Source organism: Pseudomonas sp. WHRI 8519, from assembly GCF_040224055.2.
Classification (GTDB): domain Bacteria; phylum Pseudomonadota; class Gammaproteobacteria; order Pseudomonadales; family Pseudomonadaceae; genus Aquipseudomonas; species Aquipseudomonas putida_X.
In genome coordinates, this window is record NZ_CP167996.1 from 4985482 (window position 1) to 5005420 (window position 19939).

Genomic DNA, 19939 nt, shown 5'->3' on the forward strand with positions numbered 1-19939 from the left:
CAGCAGCCCCAATGGGATAACCGGATACCTCTGGAGCAAGCACCATGTCACTGAGCGTCTTCGACCTGTTCAAGATCGGCATCGGCCCCTCCAGCTCACACACGGTCGGCCCGATGCGCGCTGCCGCGCGGTTCGCCGAAGGCTTGCGCCGCGACGGCCTGCTGGCCAGCACCGCCAGCGTCAAGGCCGAACTGTATGGCTCGCTGGGGGCCACGGGCAAAGGCCATGGCAGCGACAAGGCGGTATTGCTTGGCCTGGAAGGCGAGCACCCCGATACCGTCGACACCGAAGCCATTCCCGCCCGCCTGCAGGCAATCCGTGAAAGCGGCCACCTGCGCCTGCTCGGTGAACACAGCATCGCCTTCATTGAGAAACAGCACCTGGCGCTGATCCGCAAGCCTTTGGCCTACCACCCCAATGGCATGATCTTTCGCGCCTTCGACGCGGCCGGCCTGCAAATCCGCAGCCGGGAGTACTACTCGGTAGGCGGCGGTTTCGTGGTCGATGAAGAGGCCGCCGGGCTGGACCGTATCGTCGAAGACAGCACCGTTCTCACCTACCCGTTCAAGACCGCCAAGCAACTGCTCGGGCATTGCACCGCCCATCATCTCTCGGTGAGCCAGGTGATGCTGGCCAACGAGGCGGCCTGGCGCCCCGAGGCCGAAACCCGTGCAGGTCTGCTGCGGATCTGGCAGGTGATGCAGGATTGCGTCGCCGCCGGTTACCGGCACGAGGGCATCCTGCCGGGCGGGCTCAAGGTCAAACGCCGGGCACCAGCACTGTACCGCCAACTCAGCCAGCACCCGGAAGCCAACCTTCGCGATGCGTTGTCGGTACTTGACTGGGTCAACCTCTATGCCTTGGCGGTCAACGAGGAAAACGCCTACGGCGGGCGCGTGGTCACTGCCCCGACCAACGGTGCAGCGGGCATCGTACCGGCGGTACTGCACTACTACATGCGCTTCGTCCCCGGCGCCAGTGAAGACGGCGTGGTGCGTTTTCTACTGACTGCCGCGGCCATCGGCATCCTGTACAAGGAAAACGCCTCGATCTCCGGGGCCGAGGTCGGCTGCCAGGGCGAAGTCGGCGTGGCCTGCTCGATGGCAGCCGGCGCCTTGTGCGAGGTGATGGGCGGTAGCGTGCAACAGGTGGAAAACGCCGCCGAGATCGGAATGGAGCACAACCTGGGCCTGACCTGCGACCCGATCGGTGGGCTGGTACAGGTGCCCTGTATCGAGCGCAACGCCATGGGCTCGGTCAAGGCCATCAATGCGGTGCGCATGGCCCTGCGTGGCGACGGGCAGCACTACGTGTCGCTCGACAAGGTCATCCGTACCATGCGCCAGACCGGCGCCGACATGAAAAGCAAATACAAGGAGACCGCCCGCGGCGGTCTGGCCGTCAACATCATCGAATGTTGACCCGACAACAAAACCCAAGGAGTCACCGATGTCCGAAACACTGCACAAGACCCCGCTGCACGCCCTGCACCTGGAACTGGGCGCGCGCATGGTGCCATTCGCCGGCTTCGACATGCCGGTGCAGTACCCGCTGGGCGTGCTCAAGGAGCACCTGCACACCCGTGAGCAGGCCGGGCTGTTCGATGTCTCGCACATGGGCCAGATCATGCTGCGCGGCAAGGATGCCGCCCAGGCCCTGGAAAGCCTGGTGCCAGTGGATATCATCGACCTGCCGGTGGGCATGCAGCGCTATGCCATGTTCACCAACGAGCAAGGTGGCATCCTCGACGACCTGATGGTTGCCAACCTGGGCGACGACACGCTGTTCCTGGTGGTCAATGCCGCCTGCAAGGCGCAGGACCTGGCCCACCTGCAGCAGCATATCGGTGACCGTTGCCAGATTCAGCCACTGTTCGAGGAGCGTGCCCTGCTCGCCCTGCAAGGCCCGGCCGCAGTCACCGTGCTCGCGCGCCTGGCCCCGGAAGTGGCCGGCATGACCTTCATGCAGGTACGCCCCGTCACCCTGCTGGGCGAAGACTGCTACGTCAGCCGCTCAGGCTACACCGGCGAAGACGGGTATGAGATTTCGGTGCCGGCCAAGGCCGCCGAAGCCCTGGCCCGCCACCTGCTGGCCGATCCGCAGGTGCAGCCAATCGGCTTGGGCGCGCGCGACTCTCTGCGCCTGGAAGCTGGCCTGTGCCTGTATGGCCACGACATGGATACCGCCACCACGCCGGTCGAGGCCAGCCTGCTCTGGGCCGTGTCCAAGGTTCGCCGTGCCGAAGGGGCGCGTGCCGGCGGCTTCCCCGGCGCCGAGGTGATATTTGCCCAGCAGCAAGCAGGCGTGGCCCGCAAGCGTGTGGGCCTGCTGCCACAGGAACGTACGCCGGTGCGTGAAGGCGCAGAGATTGTCGATGCCGCTGACAAGCCCGTGGGCAAAGTCAGCAGTGGCGGCTTCGGCCCGACACTTGGCGCGCCGGTGGCCATGGGTTATGTCGATATCGAACATGGCGCGCTGGACACGCCACTGTTTGCCTTGGTGCGCGGCAAGAAGGTTGCCTTGAAAGTCAGCAAAACGCCTTTTGTGGCGCAACGTTACTATCGCGGTTGAACGCGGTACATGAGGTTTGCGGGCAGGTCGACTTATTCGTTTTCGAACCTGCTCCATAACTTATGAACATGGCGCCAGGCCAGGCGTCATGCCGTTTGCGACGAATTTTCCAGTTATCGAAAAAAGCCCGATTTTCCAGCTGACCAAGGGCTTGTTTTTTTCTTGGGAGTTGGCGTAGAGTCAATGCACTGTGTTTGCATGGGTCGCAACAGTTCGTGACCTGGGCCAGTAGCCGCAATCTGCTACAACCCGTTCGACGTGACTTACTTTCCTGCAACCCAGCCCAGTACTCTTTCACTTTCGATAACGTGAAAGTAACTGTCATTCAAATTTAAGCTTCATAGGAAATAAGACAATGGCTGAGCGTCAGAACGGTACCGTCAAGTGGTTCAATGACGAGAAAGGTTACGGCTTCATCACCCCAGAAAGCGGTGCTGATCTGTTCGTGCACTTCCGTGCCATCGAGGGCAACGGCTTCAAGAGCCTGAAAGAAGGCCAGAAGGTCACCTTCGAAGCAGTTCAGGGCCAAAAAGGCCTGCAGGCTGACAAGGTTCAAGTCCTCGGCTAAGCCGGTCGCGACTTCGAAGGAAGCCCCTGCCCTGTGCAGGGGCTTTTTTTTGCCCGTAGAATGACGGCTTCATCCTTCGGAGCTGTCCTGCATGCCCAAGCCTCTGCTTTCACCCCAAGGTGATTTCCCGCCGGTCGGCCTGGGCCGGCGCCTGGCGGCGATGTTCTACGATTTCCTGCTGTGTACGGCCCTGCTGATCGTCACCGCAGGGGCTTACAAGATGATCCAGATGGCGATCATCGGCGAGGCGCGTATGCGCGAACTGACCGAGGCTGGTGCCCTGGACGGCGACCCGCTGCTGTCGACGATCCTGCTGTTTGCGCTGTTCGGTTTCTTTGCCAAGTTCTGGACCCACGGCGGGCAGACTCTGGGCATGCAGGTATGGGGCGTGCGCGTGCAAAACCCTGATGGCAGCGCAATCAGCCTGTGGCAGGCGCTGCTGCGCTTTATCGTGTCGATCGCCTCATGGCTGTGCCTGGGGCTGGGGTTTCTCTGGTCGCTGATCGACAAGCGAAAGCGCGGCTGGCATGACATTTATTCGCAAACCGAGTTGGTGCGGGTGCCAAAACAGACGAAATGACAGCCAAGCAATTAAGGGACCGCTTTGCGGCCCATCGCCGGCAAGCCGGCTCCCACAAGTACCGCGCCTCGCTTGAGGGCTGCGCTGTACCGGTGGGAGCCGGCTTGCCGGCGATGGGCTGCATAGCAGCCCTGCTAACGCTACCTGACCGGCATCAACCTCAAGGTCGGCTTTCTCACCTCAGCAGGCCATCATCCCGCCCGGCGCAGTAACCATACGCCGGCCAGCGCACACACACCGGCCGGGATCACCACCGCCAACAGCGGCGGGAAGCCGAACACCTGGCTCGAAGGGCCAAGCAGGTCGCCGGCAATACGGAACACAAAACCCACCAGTACGCCAGTGAACACGCGTTGGCCGAGGGTCACCGAACGCAGCGGCCCGAAGATGAACGAAATCGCCATCAACACCAACGCCGCTGTCACCGCCGGCTGCAGCACCTTGGTCCAGAACGCCAGCCAGTAACGGGCATTGTTCAGGCCTTGCTCGGACAGGTAGTGGATGTAATCCCAAAGCCCGGTGATCGACAGCGACTCCGGAGCCAACACCACGGTATTGAGCAATTGTGGGGTCACTGAGACATCCCAGCGTTCTTCCGGGCTCTTCACCACTTCAGTGTGATCGCCACGGAAGTAGGTGGTACTGACATCGCTGAGTATCCAATGATCGGTCTCGTAACGTGCCCGGCGCGCGAAACTCGAGGTGACGATCTTGCGCGCTTCGTCAAAGCGGTAGCGGGTCACGCCCAGCAGCAGGCCATTGGGCTGCACCGAGTTGATATGCACGAACTCATCACCCTGACGGTGCCACATACCGCGCTTGGAGCTCTGCGCCTCACCGCCGCCCTGGGCCAGGGAACGGTCGGCCTGGGCCTTGTTCTCGCTGATCGGCGCCACGTACTCACCAATCAGCAGGCCGACCAGCATCAGCACCAGCATGGGCTTCATCACCGCCCATACGATACGCCCGATGGACACCCCGGCGGCACGCATGATGGTCAGTTCGCTGCTGCTGGCCAGGCTGCCCAGGCCGATCAGGCAGCCGATCAATGCCGCCATCGGCAACATGTCATACAGCCGGCGGGGGGCCGTGAGCAGAGTGAACCAGCCCGCATCCATGACGGTATAGGTATCGCTCAGGTCGCTCATCTCATCGATGAATGCGAACAACGAAGCCAGGCCCAGGATGATGCCCAGCACTGCCAGGATGGCCAGCAACACGCTCTGGCCGATGTAGCGGTCGAGCTTAACCATACGCCACCTCCGCACGACGGGCGGCACGCTTGAGGCGCAGCGGCTCCCAGTACATCAGCCCCAGACCGATGAGCAGGAACAGGGCATGCACCCACCACATGCCCAGGGCGATCGGCAGCTTGCCTTTCTCCAGAGCGCCACGTACGGAAATCAGCATCGTCAGGTAGGCCATGTACAGAAGGATCGCCGGCAGCAGCTTGAGGAAGCGGCCCTGGCGTGGATTGACCCGGGACAGCGGCACTGCCAGCAGGGTCACGATGAATACCAGGATCGGCAACGAGATGCGCCATTGCAGCTCGGCACGTTCCCGTAGCCCGGCATTGCCGATCAGTTGGGAGGTAGGAATGGCTTCACGCTCGGTCACTTCCTCGCTGACTTCAGGCTTGGGCAACAGCACGCCATAAGTGTCGTACTTGATCGCCCGGTAATTGGCCTGGCCAGGGTTGCCGTCATAGCGGTAGCCATTCTGCAGCACCAGATAGCGATTGCCGTCGGCCTGTACTTCCTGGTGGCCCTTCTCGGCTACCAGCACCGACGGTGCACGGTCCTTGGTCTTGTCCTGGCTGAAGCGCTTCTCGGAGATGAACACACCGGTGAGGTTGCTGCGGTCATCGGTCAACTGCTCGGTGTAGGTCACCCGCGAACCGTCGCGCAGGGTCTGGAAGCGGCCCGGCACCAAGGTATCGAATTCGGTCAGGGCATCCTGCTGGCCAATGATCTGCTGCACCTGGGCAACGCCCAGTGGCGCCAGGCTCAGGCTCAGCCAGGCGACTACCAAGGCGACCAGCGCCGCGGGTGCCATGGTAAGACCGAGCAGGCGCTGCTGGCTCATGCCAGTGGCCGACAGCACGGTCATCTCGCTTTCCAGATACAGCCGGCCATAGGCCAGAAGGATGCCGAGGAACAGCCCCAATGGCAGGATCAGTTGCAAGAAACCGGGCAGGCGGAAGCCCATGATCAGGAACAGCACGCTCGGGTCGAGCACGCCCTGGGCCGCCTGGGCCAGGTACTTGATGAAACGCCCGCTCATGATGATCACCAGCAGCACTGCGCTGACGGCGCTCAAGGTCACCAGGACCTCGCGGGAGAGATAACGAAAGACGATCAAACCAGACACTCCTGGGTTGTCAGGGGCGGACTGCCAAACAAAGGCTTACGACAGCCAAGACCAATGCCGGTTCGCCAGGGGCGAACCTCCTTGTAAAGTGCGCGCATTATCCTGTGATTGACCGCGCCTGTCACTTGGCCGCGCATCCAGGCTGACAACGGGGTTGTCAGCACGCTTGCCGCAGGCTCAAACTGGCAGCTTTTCCACTGGCGCGCGACCACGCGGCCAGGCCCGCCCAGAGCGCAAGTACACAAAGCGCCAACTGCACAGATCATTCGGGGACCCTGACATGGAACTGGTTGTAAAAAGCGTAGCTGCTGCATCCGTAAAAACTGCCACCCTGGTCGTACCGGTCGGCGAAGGGCGCAAGCTCGGCGCCGTTGCCAAAGCTGTAGACCTGGCCACCGACGGCGCCATCAGTGCCATGCTCAAGCGTGGCGACCTGGCAGGCAAGCCTGGCCAGACGCTGCTGCTGCAAAGCCTGCCTGGCCTGAAGGCCGAGCGCGTACTGCTGGTGGGCAGCGGCAAGGACGACGCCCTCGGTGACCGCGCCTGGCGCAAACTGGTCACCAGCGTTGCCGGCGTACTGAAAGGCCTCAACGGCAGCGACGCGGTGCTGGCACTGGACGACATCGCCGTCAGCAACCGTGATGCCCACTACGGCAAATATCGCCTGCTGGCCGAAACCCTGCTCGATGGCGAGTACGTGTTCGACCGCTTCAAGAGCCAGAAAGCCGAGCCACGCGCGCTGAAAAAGGTCACCCTGCTGACCGACAAGGCCGGCCTGGCCGAAGTGGAGCGGGCGGCAAGCCACGCCACCGCCATCGCCACCGGCATGGCCTTCACCCGCGACCTGGGCAACCTGCCGCCAAACCTCTGCCACCCAAGCTACCTGGCCGAGCAGGCCAAGGAGCTGGGCAAGGCTCACAAAGGCCTCAAGGTCGAAATCTTCGACGAAAAGAAGATCAAGGACCTGGGCATGGGCGCGTTCTACGCGGTCGGCCAGGGCAGCGAGCAGCCGCCACGCCTGATCGTCCTGCAATACCAGGGCGCCAAGAAGAGCGACAAACCCTTCGTGCTGGTCGGTAAAGGCATCACCTTCGACACCGGCGGCATCAGCCTCAAGCCCGGCGCCGGCATGGACGAAATGAAGTACGACATGTGTGGCGCCGCCAGCGTGTTCGGCACCCTGCGCGCCGTGCTCGAACTGAAGCTACCGATCAACCTGGTGTGCATCCTGGCCTGCGCCGAGAACATGCCGAGCGGCAACGCCACCCGGCCTGGCGACATCGTCACCACCATGAGCGGGCAGACCGTTGAAATCCTCAACACCGACGCTGAAGGCCGCCTGGTGCTGTGCGATGCACTGACCTACGCCGAACGCTTCAAGCCACAAGCGGTGATCGACATCGCCACCCTGACCGGCGCGTGCATCGTGGCCCTCGGCAGCCACACTGCTGGCCTGCTGGGCAACAACGACGAGCTGATCGGCCAGTTGCTCGATGCCGGCAAGCGTGCCGACGACCGCGCCTGGCAGCTGCCGCTGTTCGATGAGTACCAGGAGCAACTGGACAGCCCGTTCGCCGACATCGCCAACATCGGTGGGCCGAAGGCCGGCACCATCACCGCAGCCTGCTTCCTGTCGCGGTTCGCCAAGGCCTACAACTGGGCGCACCTGGACATCGCCGGCACCGCCTGGGTCAGTGGGGGCAAGGACAAGGGCGCCACTGGCCGGCCGGTGCCGCTGCTGACCCAGTACCTGCTCGACCGCGCCAGCGCCTGATGCCGTGAGGCCGGTGATGCCCCATGGCGTCACCGGCCGACGGAGCGAACCATGAGTAAAGTCGATTTCTACATCCTGCCCACCGACTCGCTGTCGGCACGGCTGGATTTCGCCTGCAAGCTGTGCGAGAAGGCGTGGCGCCTCGGGCACCGGGTCTACCTGCATTGCCAGGATGCCGAACAGCGCGGCGAGCTGGACCAACGCCTGTGGCAGTTCAACGGCGAAGCGTTCGTACCCCACGACCTGGCAGAGGCCCACGCTGACGCCACCGTGGCCTTGGGTTTGGCCGACAACGCCGGCGAGCACCGGGATCTGCTGATAAACCTGGGCGCTGCTGTGCCCGGCTTTGTCGGGCAATTCGAGCGGGTTGCCGAAATCGTCGTCGAGCAAGCGGATATCCGCCAATCGGCCCGCGAACGATTCCGTTTCTACCGCGAACAGGGCTATGCTCTGCAAGACCACCGCTTACAGCGACTTTGACGACGATGGACAAGCCTTCCGCCCTACCCGATTCCGCCCATCTGCTTGACGACCTCGAGTCGATCCGCCAGCTGCTGGGCGACGCCGACCTGCAACCACCGCTGCTCACCGAGACGGTGGAGCAGATTCCGCTGCTGCTCGATACCCCGGCCGGCAACACCCTGCCAGCACCTGAGGCGGCTGCCGCACCGGCCGAAGCGGAGCCCGAAGAAAACCCGCAGACCCGCCGCCAGGACACCCTGCTGCACCTGGAAGCCGAGCTACGCGCCGCAGCGCAATTGATCATGCAGGACGTGATCAACGACTTCACCCCGCATATCGAAACCGAGATCAAGCGCCGGCTCGATGCGCGTATCGAGCGGCTGATCAAGCGCTCTGAGTAAGCCTTGCCAAACGCGGCGGATTCTTCGCGGGTTTACCCCGTGAAGAGTGCCCATAGGTCTTGCAGCTTGTCGCTTGAAGCTCGCAGCTCCGTTATACTTCCCGGCTTTCCCGAATTAATGCACAGGGTCCCGCCGCGCATGGATAAGACCTACCAGCCGCACGCCATCGAAACTTCCTGGTACAACACCTGGGAGTCCGAGAACTATTTCGCTCCACAAGGTGCAGGTGAGTCCTACACCATCATGATCCCGCCACCGAACGTGACGGGCAGCCTGCACATGGGCCACGGTTTCAACAACGCGATCATGGACGCTCTGATCCGTTTCCGTCGCATGCAAGGCCGCGACACCCTGTGGCAGCCAGGTACCGACCACGCCGGTATCGCCACCCAGATGCTGGTCGAGCGCCAGCTCGAAGCCAAGGGCCAGAACCGTCACGACCTCGGCCGTGAAGCCTTCCTGGACAAGGTCTGGGAATGGAAAGAGCAGTCCGGCGGCAATATCAGCCGGCAGATCCGTCGCCTGGGCTCGTCGGTGGACTGGAGCCGCGAACGCTTCACCATGGATGACGGCCTGTCCGAAGCGGTCAAGGAAGCCTTCGTTCGCCTGCATGAAGACGGCCTGATCTACCGTGGCAAGCGCCTGGTCAACTGGGACACCAAGCTGCACACGGCCATCTCCGACCTCGAAGTGGAAAACCATGACGAGAAAGGCCACCTGTGGAACCTGCGTTACCCGCTGGCCGACGGCGCCAGAACTGCCGATGGCCAGGATTACCTGGTGGTTGCCACCACTCGCCCGGAAACCCTGCTGGGCGATGCGGCGGTAGCGGTCAACCCGAACGATGAGCGCTACCAGGCCCTGATCGGCAAATTCGTCGAATTGCCGCTGGTCGGCCGCCGCATCCCGATCATCGCCGATGACTACTGCGACCCCGAGTTCGGCACAGGCTGCGTGAAGATCACCCCGGCCCACGACTTCAATGACTATGAAGTCGGCAAGCGCCACAACCTGCCGCTGCTCAACATCTTCGACAAGAACGCCCTGGTGCTGCCCGCCGCCCAGGCATTCAACCTCGATGGCAGCGTCAATGAGCAGGCGGACACCCGCCTGCCCGCCCAGTACGCAGGCCTGGACCGGTTCGTTGCGCGCAAGCAGATCGTCGCCGACCTGGACGCTCAGGGCCTGCTGGTCAGCATCGACGACCATGCACTGAAAGTACCGAAAGGCGACCGCTCCGGCACCATCATCGAGCCGTGGCTGACCGACCAGTGGTACGTTTCCACCAAGCCGCTGGCCGAACCTGCGATTGCCGCCGTTGAAGATGGCCGCATCCAGTTCGTGCCCAAGCAGTACGAAAACATGTATTTCTCCTGGATGCGCGACATCCAGGATTGGTGCATCAGTCGTCAGCTGTGGTGGGGCCACCGGATCCCGGCGTGGTACGACGAGGCCGGCCAGGTCTATGTCGGCCGCAACGAAGCCGAAGTGCGCACCAAGCACAACCTGGGCGCCGACGTGGTACTGCGCCAGGACGACGACGTGCTCGACACCTGGTTCAGCTCGGGCCTGTGGACCTTCTCCACCCTGGGCTGGCCGGAACAGACCGAATTCCTCAAGAAATTCCACTCCACCGACGTGCTGGTCACTGGCTTTGACATCATCTTCTTCTGGGTTGCCCGGATGATCATGCTGACCATGCACCTGATCAAGAACGAGGATGGCACCCCGCAGGTCCCGTTCAAGACCGTGTATGTGCACGGCCTGGTACGTGACGGCCAGGGCCAGAAGATGTCCAAGTCCAAGGGCAACGTGCTCGACCCACTGGACATCGTTGACGGCATCACCCTGGACGCCCTGCTGGAAAAACGCACCAGCGGCATGATGCAGCCCAAGCTGGCCGAGAAGATCGCCAAGCAGACCAAAGCCGAGTTCCCAGAAGGCATCGCCAGCTACGGCACCGACGCCCTGCGCTTCACCTTCTGCTCGCTGGCCTCCACTGGCCGCGACATCAAGTTCGACATGGGCCGCGTCGAAGGCTATCGCAACTTCTGCAACAAGATCTGGAACGCTGCCCGCTATGTGCTGGACAAGGGCGAGGACTGCGGGCAGAACGGCGAAGCCTGCGAGCTGTCGCTTGCCGACCGCTGGATCATCTCGCAGCTGCAACGCACCGAAGCCGAAGTGACCCGCCAGCTCGAGCAGTTCCGTTTCGACCTGGCCAGCCAAGCCCTGTACGAGTTCATCTGGAACCAGTACTGCGACTGGTACCTGGAACTGTCCAAGCCGGTACTGTGGGACGAAAACGCTCCGGTAGAGCGCGCGCGCGGCACCCGTCGCACCTTGGTGCGCGTGCTGGAAGTGGCGCTGCGCCTGGCTCATCCGTTCATGCCGTTCATCACCGAAGAAATCTGGCAGCGCATCGCGCCGCTGGCAGGCATCAACGGCAAGACCATCATGCTGCAGCCGTGGCCAGTGGCCAATGAAAGCCGCATCGATGCCGCCGCCGAAGGCGATATCGAATGGCTCAAGGAACTGATGGTCGGCCTGCGTAACATCCGCGCCGAAATGAACATCGGCCCGGGCAAGCCCCTGCCACTGTTCCTGAAGAACGCCAACGCCGACGACCAGCGCCGCCTGCAGGAAAACGAAGCCCTGCTCAAGAAGCTGGCCAAGGTCGAGTCGTTCACCGTGCTCGGCGAGGCCGAAGAAGCGCCGCTGTCGGCCACCGCACTGGTGGGCGATCTGCAGGTGCTGGTACCGATGGCTGGCCTGATCGACAAGGACGCCGAGCTGGCTCGCCTGAACAAGGAAATCCAGCGCCTGCAAGGTGAAGTGCAACGCGTCGGCGGCAAGCTGTCGAATGCTGCCTTCGTCGACAAGGCACCGCCTGCGGTGATCGAGAAGGAGCGCGCCAAGCTGGCAGAGGCCGAGCAGGCCCTGGCCAACTTCACCGAACAGCATGCGCGGATCGCTGCGCTGTAACCTAAAGTGAAGCCATCGCGGGCTGCTTTGGCAGCCCATCGCCGGCATGCCGGCTCCAACACGTACAGTGGTGTACCTGGGGGAGCCGGCTTGCCGGCGATGCTTTTTCAGGACACCCACCATGACCCAGAAACCCACCCTGCACCCGCGCAACCGCCATCAGGGGCGCTACGACTTCCCCAGCCTGATCAAGGCCCACCCGGACCTGGCTCGTTTCACCATCACCAACCCTCACGGTAAACCCAGCATCGACTTCGCCAACCCCGAAGCCGTGCGGGTGTTCAACCGCGCCTTGCTCAAGGCCCAGTACGGCATCCAGCACTGGGACATTCCCGCCGATTACCTGTGCCCGCCGATACCCGGCCGCGCCGACTACATTCACGTCGCCGCCGACCTGCTGGCCGAGGACAACGCAGGTGAAGTGCCCAAAGGCGCTCAGGTGCGCGCCCTGGACATTGGCGTGGGTGCCAACTGCATCTACCCGCTGCTCGGCCACAGCGATTACCGCTGGCGCTTCCTTGGCTCGGACATCGACCCAGTGGCACTGGCCTCGGCCAAGGCCATCGTTCAGGCCAACACGCTGAGCAAGGCCATCGCACTGCGCCAACAGAACGATCCCAAGCTCATTCTCGGTGGCCTGCTGGAGGAAGACGAACGCTTCGACCTGACCTTGTGCAACCCGCCCTTCCACGCCTCCCGCGACGAAGCCACCCGCGGTAGCCAGCGCAAGTGGAAGAACCTCGGTAAACAGGACCCCAAGCGCAAGCTGCCCGTGCTCAACTTCGGCGGGCAGAACAACGAGCTGTGGTGTGAAGGTGGCGAGATCCGCTTCGTCAGCCAGCTGGTTGGCGAAAGCGTGCAGTACGCCTTGCAGGTATTGTGGTTCACCAGCCTGGTGTCCAAGGCCAGCAACCTGCCGGGCATCGAAGCGGCGCTGAAAAAAGCCGGGGCCAAGGCCGTACGCATCGTTGAGATGGGCCAGGGGCAGAAACAAAGCCGTATGGTTGCGTGGAGCTTCCACGACCATGGCCAACGCCAGGCCTGGAACGCCCGACGCAAATCACAGGCATGAAAAAACCGCGCCCGGGCAAGCCGGGCGCGGTTTCGTCAATGCATCAACGAATTACTTGTTGATAGCGTCGGTCAGCGACTTGGCCGGCACGAACTTGACGACTTTCTTGGCAGCGATTTCGATGGCGGCGCCAGTCGAAGGGTTGCGGCCGGTACGGGCAGGACGCTCGGAGACTTTCAGCTTGCCGATGCCTGGCAGAGTGATTTCAGCGCCGTTTTCCAGCTGGTCGGCAACGATCTGGCCCAGTTGCTCCAGAGCGTTTTTGGCGGTGGCTTTCGGCTGAGCGATCGACTCGGCGATATCGGCAATCAGTTGGTCTTTGGTCAATGCCATGGTGGTGTTCCTTCCCTATCAAATTCAGTGGTTATGCAGCGCTCTACGACGTTATCGGGCCAGCCCCTGAAGTCTGGAGGGCCGCGCCAATCGGGCATGTAGATGCACAAATCGGCGTTTGGTTCGACACGGCGCAAGTGCGCTGCCAGCAATGCGCCACCCGAGGTGCGCAAGACCGCGCAAAGCTACCACAGGAATGGATAAATATCCGCTGCTCGCTTCAATTTAGTGCAGGTTTTTCGGGGGTTTTAGCCAAATTCGCTAAAAATTGAACAAAAAAACAACAACCGGCATTTCTGCCAACATCCGGCCACTGCATCACCTGCCGTCTGCGGTAAACTTCCCCACTTTTGCAGCGCGGCGCCTGGCCGCCCACGACTGACCGAGAATTCCATGCCAATCCGTCATTGCATCGTTCACCTGATCGACAAGAAGCCCGATGGCAGCCCCGCCGTGCTCCACGCACGGGATACCGAGCTGGGTGCATCGGACGCTATCGAAAACCTGCTGGCCGACCTCAACGACAGCTACAACGCCAAGCAGGGCAAAGCCTGGGGCTTCTTCCACGGTGAATCCGGCGCCTACCCGCTGAGCGGCTGGCTCAAGCAGTACCTGGAAGAAGAAAAGGACTTTGCCGCCTTCAGCCGCGTTGCCGTTGAGCATCTGCAAAAACTGATGGAAGAATCCAACCTGTCCACTGGCGGCCACATCCTGTTTGCCCACTACCAGCAAGGCATGACCGACTACCTGGCCATCGCTCTGCTGCACCACAGCGAAGGCGTGGCGGTGAACGCCGAGCTGGATGTGACGCCTTCGCGGCACCTGGACCTGGGCCAGTTGCACCTGGCGGCACGTATCAACTTGTCGGAGTGGAAGAACAACCAGAACTCCAAGCAGTACATCTCGTTCATCAAGGGCAAGAATGGCAAGAAGGTTTCGGACTACTTCCGTGACTTCATCGGCTGCCAGGAAGGCGTCGACGGCCCAGGCGAAACCCGTACCCTGCTCAAGGCGTTCAGCGACTTCGTTGAAAGCGAGGACCTGCCGGAAGAAGCCGCACGCGAAAAGACCCAGACCCTGGTCGACTACGCCACCACCCAGACCAAACTGGGCGAGCCGGTAACCTTGGAAGAGCTGTCCAGCCTGATCGACGAAGACCGCCCCAAGGCCTTCTACGACCATATCCGCAACAAGGACTACGGCCTGTCGCCAGAGATCCCGGCGGACAAACGTACCCTCAACCAGTTTCGCCGCTTCACCGGGCGTGCCGAAGGCCTGTCGATCAGCTTCGAAGCGCATCTGCTGGGGGACAAGGTGGAGTATGACGAGGCGGCGGGTACACTGATCATCAAAGGCCTGCCGACGCAGCTGGTGGACCAGCTCAAGCGCCGCAAGGACTGATCAACCGTTGGCATAGGAGGCGACCAACGCCTCCTTGGCTGCTTTGCGCAACTTCTTCACCAGGCGCTCCTGGCGCAATGCCTCGCCCTTGTCCGGCCATTGCTCGACGTAGACCAGCGCCTGCGCCGGGCTGGTCTTGAAATACCGCGCCCCCTGCCCTTTCTGATGCGCCACGAAACGCCGCTGCGGATCATCACTGATGCCGCAGTACAGCGATCCATTGGCAGCGCGCACCAGGTAGACATACCAAGGTTTGCAGATGGGTTTTTCCGATACGTCGCTCACGATGCTTGTGCCTGGCTGCGAAGCGCACAGCTTAACCGCTCACTTCGCCTGCTGAAACGCACGCAGCCCTTTGAATGCCTGCTGGCGCACTTTGTTCTGCAGCATGGGCGACCACCCCAGCAACACACCGGGGGCACCCAACGCCTGACGCGACCAGCGCCACAGGTCGAAGCTGTCATCGTGCTGGCAGATCAACCCGTCGCGGATGACGAAGCGCGCCTGAATATCGTTGACCACGGTACGGCCGGTCTGGCTGAACAGGTACGTCGCCACCCAATGTGCGCAGGCGCTGCGCTCGTCTGCGCGGACATGGTCGAATGTCAGAGAGAAATCCTTGGCCCGTGTGGTGAGCATCCGCCACATGTCACCGGCATCACGGCCGCGCAGGGTACCGAAAACCGGGTCACTGAAGACGATGTCCTCGCTGTAGCAAGCCACCATCGCTTCAGCGTCCAGGCGCTGGAAAGCTTGATAGAAGCGGGTGATCAGGTCACGGTTGGCATCGCTCATGGGCAGGCCCGTCCTGGGAATGGAAAGCTGCACGATAATCTGTGGGCAGCGGCAATGCCATGCCCATTTGCAACGTGAATGCAGGCTGGATCACTGCACGCCTCAAAGCCTTTCGCTGCTCACGTTGACATGCCGCGCCCGCCCCGCCCCAAGGCCGAACACAATGGCTCCCACGCCCAGCACGGCAAAGATCCAGCCCACGGCGGCCCAGCCGCCCGTCATGTCATGCACCAACCCCACGGCAAAGGGGCCCATCGAGGCAAGGGTGTAGCCCACGCCCTGGGCCATGCTCGACAGGTTGGCCGCCACGTGGGCGTCTTTGGAGCGCAGCACGATCAGCGTCAGCGCCAAGGCAAACGTACCGCCCTGCCCCAGCCCCAGCAGCACCGCCCAGCCCCACAGACCAGACAGCGGCGCATACAGGCAACCGAACAGGCCGGCGAGGGTGATGAGCATGACCAGCACGATTGCCAACCGCTGGTCTTTGCCCCGTGTGGCCAGCCAGGGCGCACTCAGCGAGCTGACCAGTTGCACGATCACCGAACCGGAGAGCACCAGGCCCGCCTCGGTCGGGCTCAGGCCACGGCCGATGAGGATAGACGGCAACCAGCCGAACACGATGTAGGCCAGCGATGACTGCAGGCCCATGTACAGGGTTACCTGCCAGGCCAGCGGATCACGCCACAGCCCTTTCACCCGGTAAGCCACCTTGTGCATGCCGTGCCCTTGGTGCGCCTGGGGCGACCAGACCAGCATGGCCAGCAATGCCGGGATCATCCAGAACCCCAGGCCCAAGGCCCAACTGCCGTGCAAGTGCTCGGTCAGCGGCACCGTGGCGCCTGCCGCCATGGCTGCGCCCAGGCAAAGGGCCATGGTGTAGACCCCCGTCAAGGTGCCGGCGTGGCTGGGAAAATCACGCTTGACGATACCAGGCAACAGCACGCCGATGATGCCAATGCTGGCGCCGGCCATGATGCTGCCAAGAAATACCCCGGTGGTACCCAACGCACTGCGCAGCACGATGCCCAGCGCCAGCGTCAGCAAGATGCCGAGGATCACCCGCTCGCTGCCCCAACGCCGCGCAAGCAGCGGTGCAAGGGGCGCGAACAGCCCCAGGCAGAGCACTGGCAAGGTCGTCAGCAGCCCCGCTTCAGAGGCACTGAGGCCAAGGCTTTCACTGACCAGGCCAAGTACCGGGGCCATGCTGGACAGCGCCGGGCGCAGGTTCAAGGCAACCAGTACCAGGCCCAACAACAGCAACCAGGGCCGCTGCAGCACCACAGGCCGGCCCTGCACTTGCGCATCATCGGCTTCGGCATCGATCAGCAGTTCATCCAGCTCGCGCTCGCGGGCAGGTGTGTCACGGGTCATTGGTTCAGCCATGGCCTTCTCGTGGTCAGGATTCGATGAGGGTCCGGCTCAGGCTCTTGGCCCGCTCCGGATCGCGTTGTTCGATGGCGTCGAGGATCTGACCATGCAGATCGAAGGTGGCCTGGCAGCGCGGGACAGTGGCCATGTTGTGCTGCAACGCGGCAGCCACGACACCCGAGAAATAGCGGTACAACTCGCTTAGCGCCGGGTTGTGAGCAGCGTCGATAAGGCGTTGGTGAAACGCCAGGTCGCAACTGACGTAAGCATCCACATCACCATGAAAATGTTCGGCGCTGCCCTGCAACGCGATGCGCAGGGCACGCAAGTCGTCGTCGGTGCGGCGCAGTGCTGCCAAGCCTATCGCCTCGGTTTCCAGGATGTGCCGCGTTTCCCTCGCCTGTTCCAGCGTGCAGCGCGACATTGCCTGGACCGCCTGCAGTGGGTCCAGGCAAGTACGCAGGTAGCTGCCATCGCCCTGGCGGATTTCCACCAGGCCACTGAAGGCGAGCACGCGCATGGCCTCACGCACGGTATTGCGGCTGATGCCCAATTCCAGGGCCAGCTCCGGCTCGGTGGGCAAGCGCTGCCCTACCCGCCAGTCACCTTGGAGAATGCGCTCACGCATGCGCTCCACCGCGAGCTCGACCAAGGATCGCTTGGCCAATTCATTGCCCATGCCTATTCAACCAATCATCCGACGAATTTGCGTATGTTAAGCCAGCGTGGATAGCAGATCAAATCAGCGTGCCGGCCAAACCAAAGGGGCCGCAGTGCGGCCCCTTTGGGTATCAGTTCAACGCGTCGATCAGCGCCTGGTTCATGTCTGGCGTACCAATGGTGATACGCAGGAACTGAGCAATCCGCTGTTGCTTGAAGTGGCGCACAATCACACCTTGCTCACGCAGGCGCGCCGCCAGCTGCGCCGCATCCTCCTGCGGGTGGCGGGCGAAGATGAAGTTGGCCGCCGATGGCAGCACCTCGAAGCCCTTGGCAGTCAACTGTTCAACCAGTGCCTCACGGCTTTCGATCACCTTGCAGCAGGTGTCTTCGAAGTACGCCTGGTCCTCGAACGCTGCAGCAGCGCCGACGATCGCCATGCGGTCCAGCGGGTAGGAGTTGAAGCTGTTCTTGATCCGCTCCAGCGCCTCGATGAGGTCCGGGTGCCCTACCGCCAGGCCGACCCGCAGGCCGGCCAGCGAGCGCGACTTGGACAAGGTCTGGGTCACCAGCAGGTTGTCGTAGCGGTTAACCAGGCTGATCGCCGTCTGGCCACCAAAGTCGATATAGGCTTCATCCACCACCACCACCGAGTCGCGGTTGGCCTGCAACAGCTGCTCGATCGCCTGCAGCGGCAACAGGCAACCGGTCGGCGCGTTCGGGTTGGGGAAGATGATCCCGGCATTGGGCTTGTGGTAGTCCTCGACACGGATCTGGAACTGGTCATCCAGCGCCACCGGCTCGAACGGGATGCCATACAGGCCGCAGTACACGGGGTAAAAGCTGTAGCTGATGTCCGGGAACAACAGCGGGCCACCGTGCTGGAACAGGCCGTGGAAAATGTGCGCCAGCACTTCGTCCGAGCCGTTGCCCACGAACACCTGCCCAGTGGTAACGCCGTAATACTCGGCCACCGCCTGCTTGAGCCGGTCACCGTTAGGGTCCGGGTACAAACGCAGGTTGTCGTTCAGCTCGCCGCGCATGGCTTCCAGGGCCTTGGGCGACGGGCCATAGGGGTTTTCGTTGGTGTTGAGCTTGACCAACCGGGCCAGCTTGGGCTGTTCACCGGGGACGTAAGGCACCAGGTCCTTGACGAAGGGGCTCCAGAATCGACTCATGCTCAGTTCCCCTTGTCTTGGGTCAGGATACGGTATTCGGCGCTGCGGGCGTGGGCGGTCAGGGACTCGCCACGGGCCAGGACCGAGGCGGTGTGGCCCAGCTCGGAGGCCCCCTGCTCGGAGCAGAAGATGATCGACGAACGCTTCTGGAAGTCATAAACCCCCAGTGGCGACGAGAAACGCGCGGTACCGGACGTCGGCAGCACATGGTTGGGGCCGGCGCAGTAGTCGCCGAGCGCCTCGCTGGTGTGACGGCCCATGAAGATAGCGCCGGCGTGCCGGATCTGCCCCAGCCAGGCCTGCGGATCGGCGACCGACAGTTCCAGGTGTTCAGGGGCAATACGGTTGGCCACCTCGATGGCTTGCTGCATGTCGCGCACCTGGATCAACGCGCCCCGGCCATTGATCGATTTCTCGATGATCTCGGCGCGCTCCATGGTTGGCATCAGCTTGTCGATACTGGCGGCCACACGGTCGAGGAACCCGGCATCCGGGCTGACCAGGATGGCCTGGGCGTCTTCGTCGTGTTCGGCCTGGGAGAACAGGTCCATGGCGATCCAGTCGGGGTCCGTCTGGCCGTCACACACCACGAGGATTTCCGAAGGGCCGGCGATCATGTCGATACCGACCTGGCCAAACACATGACGCTTGGCGGTGGCCACGTAGATGTTGCCTGGGCCGACGATCTTGTCCACCTGCGGCACGCTCTCGGTGCCATAGGCCAGGGCCGCGACTGCTTGAGCACCACCCACGGTGAACACGCGGTCGACACCCGCAATGCAGGCAGCAGCCAGTACCAGCTCGTTGACTTCACCGCGCGGCGTCGGCACCACCATGACCACTTCAGCCACACCCGCGACCTTGGCCGGGATGGCGTTCATCAGTACCGACGACGGGTAGGACGCTTTACCGCCAGGTACATACAAGCCGGCGCGATCGAGCGGGGTCACCTTCTGGCCCAATACGGTACCGTCGGCCTCGGTGTACTGCCAGGAGTCCTGCTTCTGCCGCTCGTGGTAGATACGCACGCGCTCGGCGGCTTTCTCAAGGGCTGTACGCTGGGCGTCGGTGATGCGGGTCAGGGCCAGTTCCAGGCGCTCGCGACCCAGGATCAGGTCTTCGATGCTGTTGGCGGCAACGCCGTCGAAACGCTGGGTGAATTCCACCAGCGCCGCATCGCCGCGCTCACGCACGGCCTTGATGATGTCGAGCACGCGCTGGTTGACCGCGTCATCGGACACACTTTCCCAGCTCAGCAGATGATCCAGATGTCGGGCGAAATCCGGATCAGCGGCGTTGAGACGGGCAATTGCAGTAGACACGGTCATGACGAGGGCCTCGATTATTAGCGAATGCTCAGGCGCCCTAGGCTACCAGTCCATCCGCGCGGGCACCCGAGAAAAGTGGCTATGACGCGGATA

Annotated in this window: 19 protein-coding genes; 10 read left to right on the forward strand and 9 right to left on the reverse strand. The window is 62.7% G+C overall.

Going from position 1 to position 19939, the window contains the following annotated elements; all coding sequences use genetic code 11:
- The first annotated feature begins 44 nt into the window (after positions 1 to 44).
- From ABRP30_RS22750 to ABRP30_RS22765, 4 genes are all read left to right on the forward strand, one after another.
- Positions 45 to 1421, forward strand: coding sequence for an L-serine ammonia-lyase (locus tag ABRP30_RS22750; RefSeq protein ID WP_349974795.1), 1377 nt, complete (start codon positions 45 to 47; stop codon positions 1419 to 1421).
- 28 nt (positions 1422 to 1449) lie between these two features.
- Positions 1450 to 2571 (forward strand): glycine cleavage system aminomethyltransferase GcvT, encoded by a 1122-nt coding sequence (gene gcvT / locus ABRP30_RS22755; RefSeq protein ID WP_349974796.1) that lies wholly within the window; start codon positions 1450 to 1452, stop codon positions 2569 to 2571.
- A 355-nt stretch (positions 2572 to 2926) separates the two neighbouring features.
- Positions 2927 to 3139 (forward strand): cold-shock protein, encoded by a 213-nt coding sequence (locus ABRP30_RS22760; RefSeq protein ID WP_012316046.1) that lies wholly within the window; start codon positions 2927 to 2929, stop codon positions 3137 to 3139.
- A gap of 91 nt (positions 3140 to 3230) precedes the next feature.
- Positions 3231 to 3719: an RDD family protein gene (locus ABRP30_RS22765; protein WP_267818464.1), complete on the forward strand. Its 489-nt coding sequence runs from the start codon at positions 3231 to 3233 to the stop codon at positions 3717 to 3719.
- Positions 3720 to 3910: 191 nt separating this feature from the next.
- On the opposite strand, the gene lptG is transcribed toward ABRP30_RS22765, so the two are convergent.
- Both lptG and lptF read right to left on the reverse strand, forming a co-directional pair.
- Positions 3911 to 4972, reverse strand: coding sequence for an LPS export ABC transporter permease LptG (gene lptG / locus ABRP30_RS22770; protein ID WP_267818466.1), 1062 nt, complete (start codon positions 4970 to 4972; stop codon positions 3911 to 3913).
- A complete protein-coding gene (lptF, locus tag ABRP30_RS22775; protein ID WP_349974797.1) occupies positions 4965 to 6080 on the reverse strand; it encodes an LPS export ABC transporter permease LptF in 1116 nt (371 codons plus the stop codon). The genes lptG and lptF overlap by 8 nt, the downstream gene beginning before the upstream one ends.
- Before the next feature lie 289 nt (positions 6081 to 6369).
- Here lptF and ABRP30_RS22780 point away from each other — a divergent pair, with 289 nt between their 5' ends.
- The 5 genes from ABRP30_RS22780 to rlmF all read left to right on the forward strand — a co-directional run bounded on the left by ABRP30_RS22780 (position 6370) and on the right by rlmF (position 12783).
- Positions 6370 to 7863, forward strand: coding sequence for a leucyl aminopeptidase (locus tag ABRP30_RS22780; protein WP_349974798.1), 1494 nt, complete (start codon positions 6370 to 6372; stop codon positions 7861 to 7863).
- 51 nt (positions 7864 to 7914) lie between these two features.
- Positions 7915 to 8343, forward strand: a complete 429-nt coding sequence (locus ABRP30_RS22785) for a DNA polymerase III subunit chi (RefSeq protein WP_349974799.1) — start codon at positions 7915 to 7917, stop codon at positions 8341 to 8343.
- Positions 8344 to 8348: 5 nt separating this feature from the next.
- Positions 8349 to 8726, forward strand: a complete 378-nt coding sequence (locus tag ABRP30_RS22790; RefSeq protein WP_267818473.1) for a DNA polymerase III subunit chi — start codon at positions 8349 to 8351, stop codon at positions 8724 to 8726.
- 138 nt (positions 8727 to 8864) lie between these two features.
- On the forward strand, positions 8865 to 11711 hold the full coding sequence (locus tag ABRP30_RS22795) for a valine--tRNA ligase (RefSeq protein WP_267818475.1): 2847 nt from the start codon (positions 8865 to 8867) through the stop codon (positions 11709 to 11711).
- A gap of 121 nt (positions 11712 to 11832) precedes the next feature.
- Complete coding sequence (rlmF, locus tag ABRP30_RS22800; RefSeq protein WP_267818477.1) at positions 11833 to 12783, forward strand: 23S rRNA (adenine(1618)-N(6))-methyltransferase RlmF; 951 nt, start codon at positions 11833 to 11835, stop codon at positions 12781 to 12783.
- Positions 12784 to 12834: 51 nt separating this feature from the next.
- Here rlmF and ABRP30_RS22805 read toward each other — a convergent pair whose 3' ends face one another.
- Positions 12835 to 13116, reverse strand: coding sequence for an HU family DNA-binding protein (locus tag ABRP30_RS22805; RefSeq protein WP_012316055.1), 282 nt, complete (start codon positions 13114 to 13116; stop codon positions 12835 to 12837).
- Between the two features lie 393 nt (positions 13117 to 13509).
- Between ABRP30_RS22805 and yejK the strand changes: the two genes are divergently transcribed.
- Entirely contained in the window at positions 13510 to 14517 is a 1008-nt protein-coding gene (gene yejK / locus ABRP30_RS22810) for a nucleoid-associated protein YejK (RefSeq protein ID WP_267818479.1), read from the forward strand.
- Here yejK and ABRP30_RS22815 read toward each other — a convergent pair whose 3' ends face one another.
- From ABRP30_RS22815 to hisD, 6 genes are all read right to left on the reverse strand, one after another.
- Entirely contained in the window at positions 14518 to 14805 is a 288-nt protein-coding gene (locus ABRP30_RS22815) for a GIY-YIG nuclease family protein (protein ID WP_372490506.1), read from the reverse strand. It abuts the gene before it with no gap.
- 36 nt (positions 14806 to 14841) lie between these two features.
- Positions 14842 to 15312: a nuclear transport factor 2 family protein gene (locus ABRP30_RS22820; protein WP_267818482.1), complete on the reverse strand. Its 471-nt coding sequence runs from the start codon at positions 15310 to 15312 to the stop codon at positions 14842 to 14844.
- Positions 15313 to 15414: 102 nt separating this feature from the next.
- The gene (locus ABRP30_RS22825; protein ID WP_267818484.1) at positions 15415 to 16695 is read right to left on the reverse strand and encodes an MFS transporter; all 1281 of its coding nucleotides are present in this window, start codon (positions 16693 to 16695) and stop codon (positions 15415 to 15417) included.
- A 13-nt stretch (positions 16696 to 16708) separates the two neighbouring features.
- Positions 16709 to 17359, reverse strand: a complete 651-nt coding sequence (locus ABRP30_RS22830) for a FadR/GntR family transcriptional regulator (protein WP_267818486.1) — start codon at positions 17357 to 17359, stop codon at positions 16709 to 16711.
- Between the two features lie 112 nt (positions 17360 to 17471).
- Positions 17472 to 18518: a histidinol-phosphate transaminase gene (hisC, locus tag ABRP30_RS22835; protein WP_267818488.1), complete on the reverse strand. Its 1047-nt coding sequence runs from the start codon at positions 18516 to 18518 to the stop codon at positions 17472 to 17474.
- Between the two features lie 2 nt (positions 18519 to 18520).
- Entirely contained in the window at positions 18521 to 19846 is a 1326-nt protein-coding gene (hisD, locus tag ABRP30_RS22840; RefSeq protein WP_267818490.1) for a histidinol dehydrogenase, read from the reverse strand.
- Positions 19847 to 19939: the final 93 nt, after the last annotated feature.

Excerpts from the sequence above, each read along its gene's own strand:
- ABRP30_RS22750 (WP_349974795.1), top strand. The coding sequence starts at position 45 with ATGTCACTGAGCGTCTTCGACCTGTTCAAGATCGGCATCGGCCCCTCC.
- gcvT (WP_349974796.1), top strand. The coding sequence starts at position 1,450 with ATGTCCGAAACACTGCACAAGACCCCGCTGCACGCCCTGCACCTGGAA.
- ABRP30_RS22760 (WP_012316046.1), top strand. The coding sequence starts at position 2,927 with ATGGCTGAGCGTCAGAACGGTACCGTCAAGTGGTTCAATGACGAGAAA.
- ABRP30_RS22765 (WP_267818464.1), top strand. The coding sequence starts at position 3,231 with ATGCCCAAGCCTCTGCTTTCACCCCAAGGTGATTTCCCGCCGGTCGGC.
- lptG (WP_267818466.1), bottom strand. The coding sequence starts at position 4,972 with ATGGTTAAGCTCGACCGCTACATCGGCCAGAGCGTGTTGCTGGCCATC.
- ABRP30_RS22780 (WP_349974798.1), top strand. The coding sequence starts at position 6,370 with ATGGAACTGGTTGTAAAAAGCGTAGCTGCTGCATCCGTAAAAACTGCC.
- ABRP30_RS22785 (WP_349974799.1), top strand. The coding sequence starts at position 7,915 with ATGAGTAAAGTCGATTTCTACATCCTGCCCACCGACTCGCTGTCGGCA.
- ABRP30_RS22790 (WP_267818473.1), top strand. The coding sequence starts at position 8,349 with ATGGACAAGCCTTCCGCCCTACCCGATTCCGCCCATCTGCTTGACGAC.
- ABRP30_RS22795 (WP_267818475.1), top strand. The coding sequence starts at position 8,865 with ATGGATAAGACCTACCAGCCGCACGCCATCGAAACTTCCTGGTACAAC.
- rlmF (WP_267818477.1), top strand. The coding sequence starts at position 11,833 with ATGACCCAGAAACCCACCCTGCACCCGCGCAACCGCCATCAGGGGCGC.
- ABRP30_RS22805 (WP_012316055.1), bottom strand. The coding sequence starts at position 13,116 with ATGGCATTGACCAAAGACCAACTGATTGCCGATATCGCCGAGTCGATC.
- yejK (WP_267818479.1), top strand. The coding sequence starts at position 13,510 with ATGCCAATCCGTCATTGCATCGTTCACCTGATCGACAAGAAGCCCGAT.
- ABRP30_RS22820 (WP_267818482.1), bottom strand. The coding sequence starts at position 15,312 with ATGAGCGATGCCAACCGTGACCTGATCACCCGCTTCTATCAAGCTTTC.
- ABRP30_RS22825 (WP_267818484.1), bottom strand. The coding sequence starts at position 16,695 with ATGGCTGAACCAATGACCCGTGACACACCTGCCCGCGAGCGCGAGCTG.
- ABRP30_RS22830 (WP_267818486.1), bottom strand. The coding sequence starts at position 17,359 with ATGGGCAATGAATTGGCCAAGCGATCCTTGGTCGAGCTCGCGGTGGAG.
- hisC (WP_267818488.1), bottom strand. The coding sequence starts at position 18,518 with ATGAGTCGATTCTGGAGCCCCTTCGTCAAGGACCTGGTGCCTTACGTC.
- hisD (WP_267818490.1), bottom strand. The coding sequence starts at position 19,846 with ATGACCGTGTCTACTGCAATTGCCCGTCTCAACGCCGCTGATCCGGAT.